Source organism: Devosia sp. XGJD_8, from assembly GCF_046614475.1.
Lineage (GTDB): Bacteria > Pseudomonadota > Alphaproteobacteria > Rhizobiales > Devosiaceae > Devosia.
Genome location: NZ_JBKJHF010000001.1, coordinates 1981101 through 1997457, shown reverse-complemented (window position 1 = coordinate 1997457; position 16357 = coordinate 1981101). Strand labels below are relative to the sequence as shown.

General features: G+C 64.5%; 13 protein-coding genes and 1 tRNA gene. 7 read left to right on the top strand and 7 right to left on the bottom strand.

What is annotated here, in order from left to right; all coding sequences use genetic code 11:
- Window positions 1-103 precede the first annotated feature (103 nt).
- Genes ACLI1C_RS09360 through ACLI1C_RS09350 form a run of 3 tightly spaced genes read left to right on the top strand, consistent with a single transcriptional unit; the run spans window position 104 to window position 2177 of the window.
- Complete coding sequence (locus ACLI1C_RS09360; protein ID WP_411396592.1) at window positions 104-556, top strand: YeeE/YedE family protein; 453 nt, start codon at window positions 104-106, stop codon at window positions 554-556.
- Window positions 556-1026, top strand: a complete 471-nt coding sequence (locus tag ACLI1C_RS09355; protein WP_411396591.1) for a DUF6691 family protein — start codon at window positions 556-558, stop codon at window positions 1024-1026. Before ACLI1C_RS09360 ends, ACLI1C_RS09355 begins: the two co-directional genes overlap by 1 nt.
- On the top strand, window positions 1023-2177 hold the full coding sequence (locus ACLI1C_RS09350) for an FAD-dependent monooxygenase (RefSeq protein WP_411396590.1): 1155 nt from the start codon (window positions 1023-1025) through the stop codon (window positions 2175-2177). The genes ACLI1C_RS09355 and ACLI1C_RS09350 overlap by 4 nt, the downstream gene beginning before the upstream one ends.
- A gap of 58 nt (window positions 2178-2235) precedes the next feature.
- Here ACLI1C_RS09350 and ACLI1C_RS09345 read toward each other — a convergent pair whose 3' ends face one another.
- The 3 genes from ACLI1C_RS09345 to ACLI1C_RS09335 all read right to left on the bottom strand — a co-directional run bounded on the left by ACLI1C_RS09345 (window position 2236) and on the right by ACLI1C_RS09335 (window position 6876).
- Window positions 2236-2970 carry an invasion associated locus B family protein gene (locus ACLI1C_RS09345; protein ID WP_411396589.1) on the bottom strand — a complete coding sequence of 245 codons (735 nt, stop codon included), beginning with the start codon at window positions 2968-2970 and terminating at the stop codon, window positions 2236-2238.
- Window positions 2971-3115: 145 nt separating this feature from the next.
- A complete protein-coding gene (gene mfd, locus ACLI1C_RS09340) occupies window positions 3116-6601 on the bottom strand; it encodes a transcription-repair coupling factor (RefSeq protein WP_411396588.1) in 3486 nt (1161 codons plus the stop codon).
- A complete protein-coding gene (locus tag ACLI1C_RS09335) occupies window positions 6598-6876 on the bottom strand; it encodes a succinate dehydrogenase assembly factor 2 (RefSeq protein ID WP_411396587.1) in 279 nt (92 codons plus the stop codon). Before ACLI1C_RS09335 ends, mfd begins: the two co-directional genes overlap by 4 nt.
- Window positions 6877-7021: 145 nt before the next feature.
- Here ACLI1C_RS09335 and recG point away from each other — a divergent pair, with 145 nt between their 5' ends.
- A complete protein-coding gene (gene recG, locus ACLI1C_RS09330; protein WP_411396586.1) occupies window positions 7022-9130 on the top strand; it encodes an ATP-dependent DNA helicase RecG in 2109 nt (702 codons plus the stop codon).
- Window positions 9131-9133: 3 nt separating this feature from the next.
- Here recG and glmS read toward each other — a convergent pair whose 3' ends face one another.
- Window positions 9134-10960, bottom strand: a complete 1827-nt coding sequence (gene glmS, locus ACLI1C_RS09325) for a glutamine--fructose-6-phosphate transaminase (isomerizing) (RefSeq protein WP_411396585.1) — start codon at window positions 10958-10960, stop codon at window positions 9134-9136.
- A 1-nt stretch (window position 10961) separates the two neighbouring features.
- Window positions 10962-12317, bottom strand: coding sequence for a bifunctional UDP-N-acetylglucosamine diphosphorylase/glucosamine-1-phosphate N-acetyltransferase GlmU (gene glmU, locus ACLI1C_RS09320; protein ID WP_411396584.1), 1356 nt, complete (start codon window positions 12315-12317; stop codon window positions 10962-10964).
- Between the two features lie 139 nt (window positions 12318-12456).
- Between glmU and ACLI1C_RS09315 the strand changes: the two genes are divergently transcribed.
- The 3 genes from ACLI1C_RS09315 (at window position 12457) to ACLI1C_RS09305 (ending at window position 13947) form a co-directional block, all read left to right on the top strand.
- A complete protein-coding gene (locus ACLI1C_RS09315) occupies window positions 12457-13233 on the top strand; it encodes a hypothetical protein (protein WP_411396583.1) in 777 nt (258 codons plus the stop codon).
- Window positions 13234-13310: 77 nt separating this feature from the next.
- A tRNA-Lys gene (locus tag ACLI1C_RS09310) sits at window positions 13311-13385 on the top strand.
- Between the two features lie 34 nt (window positions 13386-13419).
- Window positions 13420-13947, top strand: a complete 528-nt coding sequence (locus tag ACLI1C_RS09305) for a hypothetical protein (protein ID WP_411396582.1) — start codon at window positions 13420-13422, stop codon at window positions 13945-13947.
- Here the strand turns inward: ACLI1C_RS09305 and map are convergent.
- Both map and pgi read right to left on the bottom strand, forming a co-directional pair.
- Complete coding sequence (map, locus tag ACLI1C_RS09300; protein ID WP_411396581.1) at window positions 13944-14699, bottom strand: type I methionyl aminopeptidase; 756 nt, start codon at window positions 14697-14699, stop codon at window positions 13944-13946. The genes ACLI1C_RS09305 and map overlap by 4 nt on opposite strands.
- Before the next feature lie 4 nt (window positions 14700-14703).
- A complete protein-coding gene (gene pgi / locus ACLI1C_RS09295; protein WP_411396580.1) occupies window positions 14704-16344 on the bottom strand; it encodes a glucose-6-phosphate isomerase in 1641 nt (546 codons plus the stop codon).
- Window positions 16345-16357 lie beyond the last annotated feature (13 nt).

Sequence of the window (16357 nt, the reverse complement as noted above, 5' to 3'; positions counted from 1 at the left end):
CCTCCATGTGCGGCGTTGGCGGCACAAAGGACGCACCACGAAGGCTGGCTTCGGCGCGTGGTCGGATGCTAGCCTTGCAGGCAACTGCATCACGAGTGACTCCATGGAATCGTTCACCCCTCTCACCGCCGCCATCGGCGGCGGCCTTATCGGCCTTGCCACGGCGGTCCTCTGGCTCGGCAATGGCCGCATCGCCGGCATATCCGGCATTTTCGGCCAGTTGCTGCCGCCGGCCCAGACCGTGGTCTGGCGCCTGGTGTTCCTGGTCGCTCTCGTGATGGCCACGTTCGGCGCTGCATGGCTCTTCCCCGGCCTGGGTGTGGGAGGTGAAGTGCCGGCTGAGCTCGTGGCTGCGCCGGCTGCCTGGGGCGTGTCGACGCCTGTCTGGCTTGCCATTGCCGGCCTCTTGACCGGTATCGGCACCAAGATCGGCAATGGCTGCACGTCCGGCCACGGGGTCTGCGGACTGGCACGACTATCGCTGCGCTCGCTGGTGGCGGTTATCGTGTTCTTCAGCGTGGCGATCGTCACGGTCGCCGTCACGGGGATCGTCTGATGGCCAGTCTCAAGCTACCCTACCTGGCAACGGCCGCGCTCAGCGGCGGACTGTTCGGCGCCGGGCTCTATGTCTCGCAGATGGTCGACCCCCTCAAGGTGCTGCGTTTCCTCGACTTCGGCGCCATTCCGTCCGGCGGCTGGGACCCCAGCCTTGCCTTCGTCATCGGCCCGGCAATCGTGGTCATGTTCATCGCCATCCGCCTCGGCCGACGCCGTGACGCGCCCCTGTTCGACAGCAGCTTCCACGAGCCGGAATACCGAAGAGTCGACGGACGCCTGATCGGCGGCGCGGCGATGTTCGGCATCGGATGGGGCATGGCAGGCATTTGCCCTGGCCCGGCCATATCTCTCATCGCCTTCATGCCCGACAATCTCTGGATATTCCTTGCTGCCATGTTTGCCGGGTCGCTGGCGGGTAGCGTGATCGTCCCGAGCGGCCATGCCAGACGACTGGCGGACGCACAATGAGTGCCTATGATGCCGATGCCATCGTGGTTGGCGGGGGCCTTGCCGGGGTCGCCGCCGCTATCGCCGTTGCCAAGTGCGGCCTGAAGACCCTTCATCTCGCGCCGGTCGGCCCACCGGATCTGCGCACCTCCGCACTGATGATGCCGACCGTCGACTATCTGCGCGATGCGGGCCTTGTCGACGATCCGGCAGCAGTCGGCCACGCGCTGATTCAGATACGCATCATCGACGCCACTGGGCGGCTCATTCGCGCGCCCGAGACCTTGTTCGATGCCGCCGAGGCCGGACTGGACGCCTTCGGCTGGAATTTTGCCAATGCGCGGCTGATGGAGCGCTTCCACGCCGTCGCCGAGGGGCTGGGCAATCTGGAAACCCGCAACGTTGGCGTTACCGTTCTTGGTGCCGACCATACACTGACGTTGGGCGACGGATCCGTCCTGCGGGCGCCACTGATCGTCGGCGCCGACGGGAAGAAGTCCCTGATCCGGAGCGCGGCCGGCTTCCATATCCGCGAAACGGAGTTCCGCCAGGCCGCCCTGGTCTGCGACCTCGATCTCGGACGGACTATTGGAGGCACGTCGGTCGAGTTCCATTACCCCCAGGGTCCCTTCACCCTGGTGCCCGCCGGCGGCACGCGCGCCAATCTGGTGTGGATCGATGACCGCGCCCTGCTTGAGCAGGCGAGGGCCTCTGGGGAAGAGGCACTGGCGACTAGGTTCCTCGAAAAGTCGCAAGGCCTGTTTGGCGCCATTTCCCTGGCCAGCCCCGCCTTCGTCTTTCCGCTCAGTACGCTGAGCGTTGACGCGGCCGGCGCCGACGGCGTGGTCCTGGTGGGCGAAGCCGCCCATGCCTTCCCCCCGATCGGGGCACAGGGGCTCAACCTTGGCTTGCGCGACGTTGCCGACCTGGCGGCCGCCTTGGCCTCGGCTGACCGCGGCAGGCCAGATTGGGCCATCGGGGTCAGCACCGACTATTCCCGCCGTCGTGCGAGCGATCTCGCTCGGACCGGGGGCATGGTCGATACGCTGTTCCGCTCCCTGCTGGCCGATATGATTCCCGCCCAGGCGCTACGCGCTGGTGGGCTGTGGGCGCTCAAGCTCGCCCCAGGCTTGCGCAAACAGGCCTTTGCCATCGGCATGGGTCGGCGCTGACGTCCGGACGAAAAAAGGGCGCGGTTGCCCGCGCCCTTTGTGCAAATATCAGTCTATCTTACTGTGCAGTAGGTGCAGCCGAGGTTTCCGTACCCTCGGCCGGCGCGGCGGCGCCTCCGTCAAGCTGCTGACGCAGCTGCTCGGCGCGATCCTGCAGGACCTGTTCCAGAGCGTTCTCACCCGAAGTTTCCTGACGGAACTCCTCAAAGGTCAGCGCTGCCTCGCCATCATAGGCGGCGGTGAAGCCGGCCAGGGTGATGTCGATGGTCAGGTCCTGATTCTGGCGGTTCTTGGCGGTAAGCTTGAGCGTGCCGCCCTTCTTGAGCGAGTTCACATACTGCTCGTTGATCACCAGCTGCGTCGCGCAGGAGGTGGGGTCACACAGCATGTAGGGTACGCGGATTGGCTTGGCGCCATCGATCTGCCAGGTCAGGCCGAATGGCAGGAGCACGCCAAGCGGTACGGCAGCCACTGCCAGCAGACGGCTTTCCTGGCCCGGATCGTCACGCAGCAGGAACGAACCGAGGAACTGGCCATTGGCCAGGACAACCTGGCGCATGATGCAAGCCTTCTGCCCATCGGGCAGCGGGTCGCAGACCTTGAGCCAGTTCTGGCTGCCGGCGGCGGCAGCATCGGCGGGCGCAGCGGCAGCGTCAGTCGCGGCAGGCGCATCGGCCGGGGCCTCTGCAGCCGGTGCCTCGGCGGGGGCGGCGTCCTGGGCGAAGGCCGACAGGGGGGACAGCATGAGCGCGGCCACCGCAATACCGGCGACGAGGGGTTTCCTGAAGTTCATAGAATTTCCTTGGCTTCTTTGGCAGTCCCGGTGGCCTGATGCCACCTTGAAAATCGAACTGCCCTTCAAGTGCTGAAATCGGGCAATAACATGACCAATACAGCTTGCCAAAGGATTATGGCAGGACAGGGTTGATGCAGGTCGCTCAGGCAACATTTTCTGCCAGTTTTGCTAGGCGCGACAGGATTGCTGCGGCCCCTTTGAGGCGGTCATTCGGGGTTGGCCAGTTGCGGGCGAACACGAGTTTCTGATCGGGCTTGATGCGCACCTGGTTGGCCGGGTCGCTGACCAGCCTGACCAGCGCGCCCGGATTGGGGAATTCCTTGTTGCGCAGGGAGATGACCGCGCCTTTGGGGCCAGCGTCGACCTTTTCGACATTAGCCTGCCTGCACAGGGCCTTGACCAGGATAACCTTGAGCAGCGCCTCGACCTCTTCTGGCAGCGGGCCGAAGCGGTCGATCAGCTCGGCACCAGCCGCGTCGATGTCGCGAATGTCGGTGAGGTCGCCCAGGCGCCGATAGAGCTGCATACGCAGCTGGAGATCGGGAATGTAGTGCTCGGGGATCATCACCGGCATGCCCAGCGAAATCTGCGGGCTCCACTCGTTGCGGTCCTCGTAGTCTTCCTCGCCGCTCTTGAGATTGGCCACGGCCTCTTCCAGCATCGACTGGTACAGCTCGAAGCCCACCTCCCGGATATGGCCCGACTGCTCGTCGCCAAGCAGGTTCCCTGCCCCGCGGATATCAAGGTCGTGGCTGGCCAGCTGGAAGCCGGCACCCAGGCTCTCGAGCGATTGCAGTACGCCCAGACGGCGTTCCGCGGTGTCGGTCAATTTTCTGTCAGGCGGCACGGTGAACAGGGCATAGGCGCGTGCCTTGGCGCGGCCGATGCGCCCGCGGATCTGGTAGAGCTGGGCGAGGCCAAAATGGTCGGCGCGGTGCACGATCAAGGTATTGGCGTTGGGAATGTCCAGCCCCGATTCGACGATGGTCGTCGCCACCAGCACGTCGAACTTGTTGTCGTAGAAGGCATTCATGATGTCGTCGAGCTCGCCCGGCGCCATCTGGCCATTGGCCACGACATAGGACACTTCGGGCACCTGCGCCTTGAGGAAATCGGCGATTTCGTGCTGATCGGTGATGCGCGGCACGACATAGAAGCTCTGGCCGCCGCGATATTTCTCGCGCAGCAGCGCTTCGCGCACGGACAGCGCGTCGAAGGGCGCAATAAAAGTGCGGATGGCCAGCCGGTCGACCGGAGGGGTGGCCAGTAGAGACAGATCGCGTACCCCGGTCAGGGCCAGTTGCAGGGTGCGCGGAATCGGCGTCGCCGTCAGCGTCAGCACATGCACATTGGCCTTGAGCTCCTTGAGGCGCTCCTTGTGGCCCACGCCGAAATGCTGTTCTTCGTCGATAATCAGCAGGCCGAGGTCCTTGAACTTGATGGTCTTCGAAAGCAGGGCGTGGGTGCCAACCACGATATCGACCTGACCGTCGGCCAGACCTTCCTTGGTCGCCTTGAGTTCTGCCGCACTGACCATGCGCGAGGCATGGCGCACCCGTACCGGCAGGCCGGTGAAGCGTTCGGAGAAGGTCTTGAAATGCTGCCGCGCCAGCAGCGTTGTGGGCACGACCACGGCCACCTGCTTGCCGCTCAGCGCCACGGCAAAAGCTGCACGCAGCGCCACTTCGGTCTTGCCGAAGCCCACGTCGCCGCAGACGAGGCGGTCCATGACGCGGCCCGAGGTCACGTCATCGAACACCGCCTCGATGGCAGCCATCTGGTCCTCGGTTTCCTCATAGGGGAAACGCGCCGCGAATTCGTCATAGGCACCCGGATTGATCTCGACCACATCCGCCTTGGTGAGCAGACGCGCGGCGGCGATCTTGATGAGCTGCTCCGCCATCTCGCGGATGCGCTTCTTGAGCTTGCCCTTCTTGGCCTGCCAGGCGACCCCACCCAGCTTGTCCAGCGTGACGTGGCCGTCGTCGGAACCGTAGCGCGTCAGCAGTTCGATGTTCTCGACCGGCAGGTAGAGCTTGGTCTCCCCGCCATATTCGAGCTCGACGCATTCATGCGGCGCGCCGCCGGCCTCGATGACCTTAAGTCCGAGGAAACGGCCGATGCCGTGATCGACGTGCACCACCAGATCGCCCGCCGCAAGGCTGGCCGCCTCGGTGAGCGCGTCGCTGGCCTTCTTCTTGCGCTGCGGCCGCAGGATGCGTTCGCCGAGAATGTCCTGTTCGGACAGGACCAGCAGGTCCTTGGTCTCGAAGCCGGTTTCAAGCGGCAGCACGACCAGCGATGTGGTCGCCGCACTCGTTGTCTCGGCATCGCGCCAGTTTTCGGCGAGGCGCGGATTGGTGAGGCCGTGGTCCTTGAGCACCTGGACCATGCGGTCGCGTGTACCCGTACTCCAGCAGGCGACGACAGCGCGCCGGCCATTGCGGCGCTCAGCCAACAGCCGATCGACGACCGACTGGAACAGATTGGTATCAGTGGCCTGCCGTTCGGCAGCGAAGCTCGGCGCAATGTGCCCGCCGGCGTCGTCCGCTGCCTTGGTGCCCGGCGCCATGAACTGCGACAGCTGCACAACCGAAGCACCGGCCAGTGTGTAGGGGTGGGCGTCCACCGCATAGAGCAATTCGGGCTTTATCGGCTTGTAGGGCGCCCCTGCCCCCGCCACGACTGGCAGCAGCCGGGCCGCTTCGCGGGCATCGTAATAGTCGCGCACCTGCGCCACGCGATCGGCATAGGCCTCGACGGCCTGCTCGTCGAAGACGAAGGGCGCATCACCGACATAGTCGGCGAGGGTATCGAGGTGCTCGTAGAAGAAGGGCAGCCAGTGTTCGGTGCCCGAGTAGCGCGAGCCGCCGCTGACCGACGCATAGAGGGTGTCGTCGACCGTGTTGCCACCGAATGTCGCGGTATAATTCTGGCGGAAGCGCTTGATGGTCTCGTCGGTGAGCACCACTTCGCTCATCGGCGTGAGATCCACGCGCTTGAGCGTACCCGTGGTGCGCTGGCTGTCGGGATCGAAGGTGCGGATGGATTCGAGCTGGCTGCCGAAGAAATCGAAACGCAAGGGCGATTCGGCGCTTGCCGGGAACAGGTCCACCAGCCCGCCGCGCACGGCATACTCGCCGCTTTCCCGCACGGTCGGCACGCGCAGATAGCCATTATTGGCTGCCCAGGCGATCAGCTTGTTGCTGTCGACGATGCGCCCCGTAGCGGCCGAGAAGGACATGGTTTCCACCACATCGCGCGGCGGCAGTTTCTGGATCAGCGCATTGACCGCTGTCAGTACGACGGCGCCCTTGGCGCCGCTGGTCAATGCGGCCAGCGTGTTCATGCGCGCGGCAATGGTGACGTTGTTGGGCGAGACGCGGTCATAGGGCAAGCAGTCCCACGCCGGCAGAGTCAACACGCTGTGGCCTGGCAGCATGGCGGTCAGGATGTCGGCCATGCGCTGGAGGCGACGTCCGTCGCGCGCCACAAAGACAATGCTCGCCGCATCGTCTGGCGCCGCTTCGATGCGCTGTTGCACCAGACGCGCCAGCACCATGGGCTGCATGCCGTCGGGCACATTGGCAATGGTGCGCGTGGGGCGCTGGGCGACGACTTCGTTCATTTGGCCAGCCGCGCCTGATGATCGGCAATGACCTCGGCCAAAAACGCCCGATCCACATTGGCCGGCGGCTCTTCCTGGCCCATTACCCACTTGAGCAGCGGCGGGTCTTCCTCGCTCATCAGCGCTTCAAGCCGGTCGAGCTGGGCAGCGTCCATGACTTCGGTATGGGCGTCCGCGAAGGGCCCCAAGACGAGGTCCATCTCCCGCGTACCGCGGTGCCAGGCTCGATAGCGCAACTTCTTGCGGCGCAAGGCAATGTCTTCACCGGCAGTCATTTGACGCGCCATGATCCCGAATGGTGGTTGATTGGGCCAAGTGTTTACCCGGATTGGGTGGGGTTGTCAGCCTTCAATGCCACAAGGGGTGACGGAGTTGCGGCGGGCGGCTAGCTTTGCCGCGCCAAGGAAGCCAGTACGAATCGTGTCCCGCCCAGAAAGCCTTTCGCCGCTGTTCCGCTCGCTGCATTCCATCAAGGGTGTCGGCGACAAGCTGGCTGCTTTGCTGACCCGCTATTTCGGCGCGCCGGACGGGCAGGAGGCGATTGCCCTCGATATCCTGATGCATATGCCATCGGGCATCGTCGACCGGCGCCGCGAGGTTGGGATTGCCGAGGCTTATCTCAACCAGATCGTCACGCTGCGGCTGCATATCGATCGTCACCAACCGCCCCCGCGCGGCAAGGAGCATGTGCCACATCGTGTCTTTGCCCATGATGAGACGGGTGACGTGCAACTGGTGTTCTTCCGTGCCCAAGGCGGCTGGGTGGAGAAAGCCCTTCCCGTTGGCGAAGAGCGCTTCGTCTCCGGCACGATCGGCTTTTTCAATGGCGAGAAGCAGATCACCCATCCCGACTACATCGTCGAGCCGGACAAGTTCGCCACACTGCCTCTGGTCGAGCCGGTCTATCCCCTGACCCAGGGGCTCAGTTCCAAGGCGCTGGCCAAGCTGGTGCGGCAGGTGCTCGACAGCTTGCCCGAGCTGCCGGAGTGGATCGACACCGCGACCATGACGGAACGCAAATGGCCCAGCTTTGGCGACGCCATGCGCATGGTCCACACCCCGGCATCGCCCGGCGAGGCGGAGCTATGGGCCCCTGCCCGCATGCGCCTGGCCTATGACGAATACCTCGCCGGCCAACTCACCTTGCAGCTGATCCGCTCGACCATGGTCGCGGCGCGCGGCGTGTCCCGGCAATTTACCGGCGCCATTACGCAGCGCGTAACCCAGGCGCTCCCCTTTTCGCTCACCGAGGGGCAGCAGCGCGCCGTCGATGAGATCCGCGCCGACCTCGCCTCCCCAGATCGCATGTCGCGGCTGCTCCAAGGCGATGTGGGAGCCGGCAAGACCGTCGTGGCGCTGATGGCCATGGCGGCCATGGCCGAAAGCGGCGCTCAGTCGGCCATGATGGCGCCGACGGAACTGCTGGCCAGCCAGCATTTCAAGACGCTCAAACCGCTCTGCGATGCGGCCGGCCTCGGTTGCGAACTGCTCACGGGCAAGATGCCGGCCAGCGAACGCCGTGCGAAGTTGGCCGGCATAGCCAGCGGGGAAACCGTGCTGGTGGTTGGCACGCATGCCCTGTTTCAATCCGGCGTCGAGTTTCGCAACCTCGGACTGACCGTCGTCGACGAGCAGCACCGCTTCGGCGTGCATCAGCGCCTCGCTCTATCCGACAAGGGCAAGCATACCGACCTGTTGGTCATGACGGCGACGCCGATCCCCCGCACGCTGGTGCTCACGCATTTCGGCGACATGGAGGTCAGTGTGCTCCGCGAGAAGCCGCGTGGCCGCCAGCCGATTGACACGGCCGTCCTGTCCATTGGCGACTACGCCCGTGTTATAGCTCGCCTCCAATCGCGACTGGCCGAAGGGGCGCAAGCCTTCTGGGTGTGCCCCCTGGTCGAAGAAAGCGAGCATCTGGACGTCGTGGCCGCCGAGGACCGGTTTGCTGAACTGCAGAAGGTGTTCGGCGATCAGGTCGCACTGGTGCACGGCAGGATGAGCGCCGCCGCCAAGCAGGAGGTGATGCAGCGCTTTTCTGCCAATGAACTCAAGCTGCTGGTCGCGACCACGGTCATCGAAGTGGGCGTCGACGTGCCCAATGCCTCGATCATGATTATCGAGCATGCCGAACGCTTCGGCCTTGCCCAGTTGCACCAACTCCGGGGCCGCGTCGGGCGCGGGTCACAGCGCTCCGCCTGTCTGCTGCTCTATAAGGAGCCGCTGAGCGAAACCGCCAAGGCCCGGCTGGAAACCATCAAATCCACCGAGGACGGGTTCGAAATCGCAGAACGCGACCTCGAACTGCGCGGCCAGGGCGATGTGCTGGGCACCCGCCAGTCCGGCATGCCCGGCTATCGACTGGCGGTGCCGGACGTGCATCGGCATCTGCTGGACTATGCGCATGACGACGCCAAGGCCCTGCTGGCCCGCAATCCGGGCCTGACCGGCCCGGAAGGTGAAGCGGCGCGGACGGCGCTTTACCTGTTCCGCAAGGACCTGGCGATCCCGCTGATCAGGGCCGGTTAGCGCCTACTCCACGGTCACCGACTTCGCCAGATTGCGTGGCTGGTCCACGTCCGTGCCCATGAATACGGCGGTGTGATAGGCCAGCAACTGCACCGGGATGCAGGCCAGGATCGGCGCCACAAAGCTGGAAACGTGTGGAATAACAATAATATCGGCTACGCCGTGGCCGACTGTCTCTGCACCTTCGGCATCCGTGATCAGGATGATCTTGCCGCCGCGGGCGGCGACTTCCTGCATGTTGGAGAGGGTCTTGTCGACCAGCTCGTCCGAAGGGGCGACGACGATGACGGGCATGTCTTCGTCAACGAGGGCGATGGGGCCGTGCTTGAGTTCACCTGCCGCATAACCTTCGGCGTGGATGTAGCTGATTTCCTTGAGCTTCAGCGCGCCTTCCATGGCGATGGGGAACATCGGACCGCGGCCGAGATAGAGCACGTCCTTGGCCTTTGACAGGCGTTTGGCGATGTCCATGATCTGGGTTTCGGTCGCCAGTGCCTGCGAGACTGCTGCAGGCAAGCTGGTCAGTGCCCGCACGCATGCTTGCTCTTTGCTTGCATCCAGCACGCCCCGGGCACGACCCGCCGCGATGGCGAGGCTGGCCAGTGCGGTCAACTGCGCCGTCAGCGCCTTGGTGGAAGCGACGCCAATCTCGGGACCGCAGAGAATGGGGAACACGACGGACGATTCACGGGCGATCGTCGATTCCAGCGTGTTGACCAGCGACGCCACGTGCTGGCCTTGCCTAGCGCAATAGCGCAGGGCCGCCAGCGTGTCGGCGGTCTCGCCGGACTGGGAGATGAACAGGGAGAGACCACCCTTTTCCAGCGGCGGCTCGCGGTAGCGGAATTCGGAGGCCACGTCGATATCGACCGGCAGGCGGGCATAGCGCTCGAACCAGTATTTTGCGACGGCGCCGGCGAGGTAGGCGGTGCCGCAGGCACTGATGGTCAGACGGCTGAGATCGGCCCATTCGAAGGGCAGCGCCTCGCGGATCGCGACCGTTTCAGCGCCCATATCCACATAGTGGCTCAGGGTATGCGAGATGGTTTCGGGCTGCTCATAGATTTCCTTGGCCATGAAATGGCGGTGGTTGCCCTTGTCCACCATCAGCGCCGACGTCTGCGAAATCAGCTGCTCGCGCTGAACGATGGCGTCCTTGCCATCGCGGATGGTGACGCCCTGGGGGGTGATCACCGCCCAGTCGCCATCCTCGAGATAGGTGAGGCGCGAGGTAAAGGGGGCGAGGGCCATGGCGTCGGAACCGAGATACATCTCGGTCGTGCCATAGCCGATGGCCAGCGGCGCGCCGTGGCGGGCTGCGATCAGCAGCCCCTCTTCGCCCTTGAACATGAAGGCGAGGGCGAAGGCGCCCCGCAACTGCTTGAGCGTGCGGGCGACGGCGAGTTCGGGGTCGGCGCCATTGGTCAGCTCGCGGCTGACCCAGAGCGCCACGGCCTCGGTATCGGTCTGCGTCTTGGGCAGGTAGCCGTCCTTGGCCAGGTCCGCGAGCATCTCGCGATAGTTCTCGATAATGCCGTTATGCACCACGGCGACCCGGTCGGTGGCGTGGGGATGGGCATTCAGCTCGGTGGGGGCGCCATGGGTGGCCCAGCGGGTGTGGCCGATGCCGATGCGGCCGTCGAGCGGCTCGAAGCTCAGCTTCTGGGCCAGATTGCCCAACTTGCCCTCGGCGCGGCGGCGCGCGATGTCGCCATGCTCGAGCGTCGCCACGCCGGCGCTGTCATAGCCGCGATATTCGAGGCGCTTGAGCGCATCGACGAGACGAATGGCCACCGGTTCGGTGCCTACGATGCCGACAATACCGCACATGTTACTTGTCCTTCTTCGACTGCTTCTTGGCTGCAGCCGCTGCAAAAATATCCCTGGCCCGGCCAGGCTTGACCACCTGCCGTGCGCGACCGAGCGCCAGGGCATCGGCCTCGACATCCTCGGTGATGACACTGCCGCTCGCTACGAGAGCGCCGGCGCCTACATTGACCGGCGCCACCAGTGAGGCATTGGAGCCGATAAAGGCGTTGTCGCCGATGACGGTGCGGTGCTTGTTGTAGCCATCATAGTTCACCGTGATGACGCCCGCACCGATATTCACGTCGGCGCCCACCGTGGCATCGCCGATATAGGTAAGGTGGCTGACCTTGGCGCCCTTGCCGATCTCGGCCTTCTTGATCTCGACGAAATTGCCCACCTTGGCGCCTTCGCCCAGATTGGCCTCCGGCCGCAGCCGCGCGAAGGGACCGACGCTGGCATTCCGGCCGACATGGGCGCCTTCGAGGTGACTGAAGGCATGGATCACCGCGCCCTCCTCGATCCTTACGCCTGGCCCAAAGACGACATTGGGCTCGATGGTCACATCGCGAGCGATCTCTGTATCGTAGGAGAACCACACGCTGCCGGGGTCCTTCAGCGTCACGCCGGCCTTCATGAAGTCCTCGCGCCGGACCTCCTGGAACAGGCCTTCCGCCCGGGCCAGCTGGCTGCGGTCATTGACGCCCATGACGTCGTTTTCCGGCGCAAGCCCATAGCCGACCTTTTTGCCGGCCGCATTGGCGAGGCCAACCAGGTCAGTCAGGTAGTATTCGCCCTGGGCATTATTGGTCTCGACCTTGTCGATCAGGTCGCGGAACACCTCGGCACGGAAGGCCAGGATGCACGCGTTGCAGAGCCGGATACGGCGCTCATCCTCGGTGGCATCCTTGTGCTCGCGGATGGCCAGCAGCGTATCGCCGTCGGTGATGAAGCGGCCATAGCCGGTAGGATCCTTGGGCTCGAAGCCGAGAATGGCGACATCGAGGCCAGCGTCGAGCCGATCGAGCACGGCCCGAAAATTGATGCCGCGCAGCAAGGGGTGATCGCCATAAACCACGGCAATATAGCCGGTCGCCTTGTCGAACAGGTCGCGTGCCATGGCCGCGGCATGGGCCGTGCCGCGTGCCACCGGCTGTTCAAAATGCACGATCTCCGGATGCATTGCCGTCACCGATTTGCGGATGGCATCATGGCCGGGGCCGGTGACCAAAGCGATCCGGGTCGAACCCGCTTCACGCGCTGCGCGGGCCACATGACCGACAATCGGCATCCCGCCAACGGGGTGCAGAACCTTGGGCATAGCCGATCGCATGCGCGTGCCCTCGCCCGCAGCAAGAATGATCGACAGCAGTTCGGTCATGAGGGTTTCTCCGGTGCGACTCTTAAACAGCGCATTTTCACAACATTATGGCACGCAACCGTTGGCGAACAGGTAACGGCGGCGTCATGGTCAATACTGGTGCAGCGCCTGATTCGACGGCACCCACCGGGGTATTGCATTGGCTAGAGCATCGGAACAATTCCGGCAATCGGACGTGACCACCTGGGGCATCGTTGCTCTGGTGCTGGCGGGCATTGCCGTGATGGGGGCCAATATGTCGGCGCTGATGCCGCAAAGCCTGTTGGCCGGCCTGCACAAGACCCGGATCGGCGGCGCCTCGCTGGAGCAGTTGCGCGGCCAGGTTGCGGACCTGCGCGAAGAAACCCAGCGGCTGCGGCGCGAGAACAGCGTGCTGGCCTCACGCTTTGCGCTCGAGGAGCAACAAGGCAATGAAGTGACCCGCCGCGTCGGGGCGCTGGAAGTCAGCCTGCCGCGATTGCTCGAAGCCCTGCCTGACAATGCCGGGGTCGACCTCTCCAACCTCACCGCGTCGATCGGTGGCGCGGCCCTGGTTTATGAGGCGGATGGCGGCACCGTCGAGGTGCGCCAGCAGCCCATGGCGGGGGTCCAGCCAAGTGACCAGCCGCTGCCGGCCCCGGTGCAGCAGGTCGCAACCTCGGCGGCTCCAAGCCAGACGGGCTACGGCATTGCGCTCGGACCTTCGGTCGGCGTCGAGCAGGCGCCGGACGCCTGGCGGGACCTGTCCATGAAGCTGGGGCCCCTGCTGTTTGGCCTGGCGCCAATGCTGGCCGATGAATCCAATAGCGATGAAAAGCGCATTATCGTCGGCCCCATTACACAGCTCTCCGAGGCCACTGCCCTGTGCGCCCGCCTCGAGCGCTTGTCTGTATCGTGCCTGCCCATGCCATTCACCGGAACGCCTTTGGTCTATTGAGGGAACGCAATTGCGGTTGACAGCACAGGCAACGTGGCTATGTTCCGCCGCGACGCCAGCAGCGTCTGACTTGGTGCGTGCCGGTAGCTCAGTGGTAGAGCATTCGACTTTTAATCGAATGGTCGAGGGTTCGACCCCCTCCCGGCATACCAATCCTCTTCACATCATCTGATCGGGCCACCTGCAGTGTCACAGGATACCATCGATCTGCTCAAGGTGCTGGCTGCGACCGCGCTCGTGTTTGCGGGCGGCACGCTGGTCATGCTCTATGTCATCTACCTGATGGCCCAGTATGGCGCGGACCTGCCCATGGTCGGATCGCTGCCGCTGCGCGCGCCACCCGAGATGGTGCCCCTGCTGGCCGACAATCGCATCTTTACCACGCTGGCCGCCGTGCATGTCACCGCGACGGGCCTGGCACTGCTGATAAACAGCCACACGGTCGACATGGCCCTGCTGATCACGTCCAAGGCGGTCGCGGTGGTCATCATCGCGCTGCTCGGCTTTGTGGGCGGGCACATGATCTACCTGCAGCTGACCGAAGGCGCCTCGCTGGCGCTGGCTCCGCTGACGCCGGTGCTCTTGGCGCTGCTGGGCTTTCTGGTGCTGTCGACGCTGCTGAGCGTGCCAAGCCTGCGCGGGCTGGGCAACCTGCGCTTCGCGGTGGCCATAGCGCTGGTGGTGATGGGGCCGATACTGCTGGTCTGGCTCTAGCCGGCCAGCGTCACGACCACGGCACCGCGGGGCGTGGCGACCACGGTATGCTCATACTGCACGCAGGGCGCCGCCGGACGGCTGACCAGGGTCCATTCGTCATCCGCTGACTTCTGGTCGGCCATCTTGCCACCCAGCGACAGGAAGGGCTCGATGGTGAAGACCAGGCCGTTGGTCATGCGCCGGCGCTCGGACCTGTCCGGCCAGGTGGCGATTTCGCCCGGCTCGTCATGGAGGCTGTCGCCCACGCCATGGCTGGCGAGATTGCGGATCAGCGTATAGCCGCCCTTCTTGGCAAACTTGCCGATTGCTTCGCCGATATCGGCCAGTGGTGCGCCTGCCTTGACGGCGTTGATGCCGGCCCACATGGCCTTCTTGCCGTCGCGGCAGAGCATGCCCAGGCGCTTGTCGCCAGTGCCGAGCACATAGGACGAGCCGCAATCGGCGAAGACCCCGTCCTTTTTCGCCGACACATCGATGTTGACCAGGTCGCCTTCGGCCAGCACGCGGTCTCCCGGGATGCCGTGGGCGATTTCCTCGTTGACCGAGATGCACGTAGCGCCGGGGAAGTCGTAGGTCACCATGGGGGCAGACATGGCCCCATGCTCGGCCAGGAGCTTCGCCCCGATTTCGTCGAGCTCGGCAGTGGTCATGCCCGGGCGCATGGCGGAGGCCATGGCGTCGCGGGTGATGGCGCAGATGCGGCCGATGGCCTTCAGCTTTTCGAGCTGTTCTTCAGTGGTGATGGTCAAGCGATCAGGCCTTGTTGGCGAGGTAATAGGCCAGCAGGCCCTGGGTGGAGCTGTCATGGCCCTCCCCGCCCTGCTTGCCTTCGACCTTGGGCAGCAGCGCCTTGGCGAGCTGCTTGCCCAGCTCGACGCCCCACTGGTCGTAGGAATTGACGTTCCAGATAACGCCCTGGGTGAACACCTTGTGCTCGTAGAGCGCGACCAGCGCGCCCAGCGTCTCAGGCGTCAGCTGCTCATAAAAGAGCGTATTGGACGGACGGTTGCCGGGGAAAACCTTGTGCGGCGTCAATGCCTTGATCGTCGCCTTGTCGAGGCCCTGCGCCTTGAGCTCGGCGACGACTTCTTCCTCGGTCTTGCCCAGCATCAGCGCTTCGGACTGGGCCAGCACGTTGGCCACCAGCTTGTCGTGGTGGGGCGGCAGGCTTTCATGCGGGCGGGCGGCGATTAGGAAATCGGCGGGGATGACGTCGGTGCCCTGATGGATCAGCTGGTAGAAGGCGTGCTGGCCATTGGTGCCCGGCTCGCCCCAGACGATGGGGCCGGTGGACCAGCCGACAGGCTTGCCGGCAAGCGTCACCGACTTGCCGTTGGATTCCATATCCTGTTGCTGCAGATAGGCGGCGAAGCGGCTCAGGCGCTGGTCATAGGGCAGCACGGCATGGGTCGAGAAGCCCCAGACATTGCGGTACCAGACCCCCAGCACCGCCATGATGACCGGCAGGTTATCCTCGAGCGGCGCCGAGAGGAAATGGCGGTCCATGGCGTCGGCGCCCTTGAGGAAGGCGGCGAAATTGTCGTAGCCGACGGCCAGCGCGATGGGCAGGCCTATCGCCGACCAGACCGAGTAGCGCCCGCCGACCCAGTCCCAGAAACCGAAGATGCGGTCTTCACGAATGCCGAACTTGGCGCAGGCCGGGATATTAGTGGAGACAGCGGCGAAGTGGTTTGGCACCGCTTCTTCGCCCAGCGTGTCGGCGATCCATTCGCGGGCCGTGCCCGCATTGGTCATGGTCTCGTCGGTCGTAAAGGTCTTGGACGCAACGATAAACAGCGTGCGCTTGGGGTCGAGGCGCTTGAGGATATCGTGGATATGGGCGCCGTCGACATTGGAGACGTAATGCGCGCGCAGGTCGGCCCGGGTATAGGGCTCGAGCGCTAGGGTCACCATGGCGGGGCCGAGGTCCGAGCCGCCGATGCCGATATTGACCACATCGGTGAACTGCTCGCCGCCGTGGCCGCGAATGGTGCCGCTGCGGATGTCGTTGGTATAGGCCTCGATGGCAGCCAGCACGGCTCGGATATCGGGCATGACATCCTTGCCATCGACTGGCACCGGCTTATCCCCCTGGTAGCGCAGGGCCATATGCATCACGGCGCGGTCTTCGGTGATGTTGATATGCTCGCCTTCGCACATCTGATCGCGGCGTTCCTCGACACCGGCGGCGCGGGCCAGGTCGAACAGGGCGGCCATGGTGTCTTCGTCGATGCGGTTCTTCGAATAATCGAGCAGGATGCCGGCGCCGGTGGCGGAATAGCGCTTGAAACGGTTGGGATCGACGGCGAATTGCACGCGCATGGGCTGCTCTTCAAGCCGCTTGCGGTGCTTGTCGAGGCTCGCGAAACTTGCCTTGCGCCCTGCTTTTGCCATGAGTTTGAACCCC

Coding starts and splice junctions, on each gene's coding strand:
- mfd (WP_411396588.1), bottom strand. CDS start 6,601: ATGAACGAAGTCGTCGCCCAGCGCCCCACGCGCACCATTGCCAATGTG.
- glmS (WP_411396585.1), bottom strand. CDS start 10,960: ATGTGCGGTATTGTCGGCATCGTAGGCACCGAACCGGTGGCCATTCGT.
- ACLI1C_RS09335 (WP_411396587.1), bottom strand. CDS start 6,876: ATGACTGCCGGTGAAGACATTGCCTTGCGCCGCAAGAAGTTGCGCTAT.
- ACLI1C_RS09355 (WP_411396591.1), top strand. CDS start 556: ATGGCCAGTCTCAAGCTACCCTACCTGGCAACGGCCGCGCTCAGCGGC.
- glmU (WP_411396584.1), bottom strand. CDS start 12,317: ATGACCGAACTGCTGTCGATCATTCTTGCTGCGGGCGAGGGCACGCGC.
- ACLI1C_RS09360 (WP_411396592.1), top strand. CDS start 104: ATGGAATCGTTCACCCCTCTCACCGCCGCCATCGGCGGCGGCCTTATC.
- ACLI1C_RS09345 (WP_411396589.1), bottom strand. CDS start 2,970: ATGAACTTCAGGAAACCCCTCGTCGCCGGTATTGCGGTGGCCGCGCTC.
- pgi (WP_411396580.1), bottom strand. CDS start 16,344: ATGGCAAAAGCAGGGCGCAAGGCAAGTTTCGCGAGCCTCGACAAGCAC.
- ACLI1C_RS09350 (WP_411396590.1), top strand. CDS start 1,023: ATGAGTGCCTATGATGCCGATGCCATCGTGGTTGGCGGGGGCCTTGCC.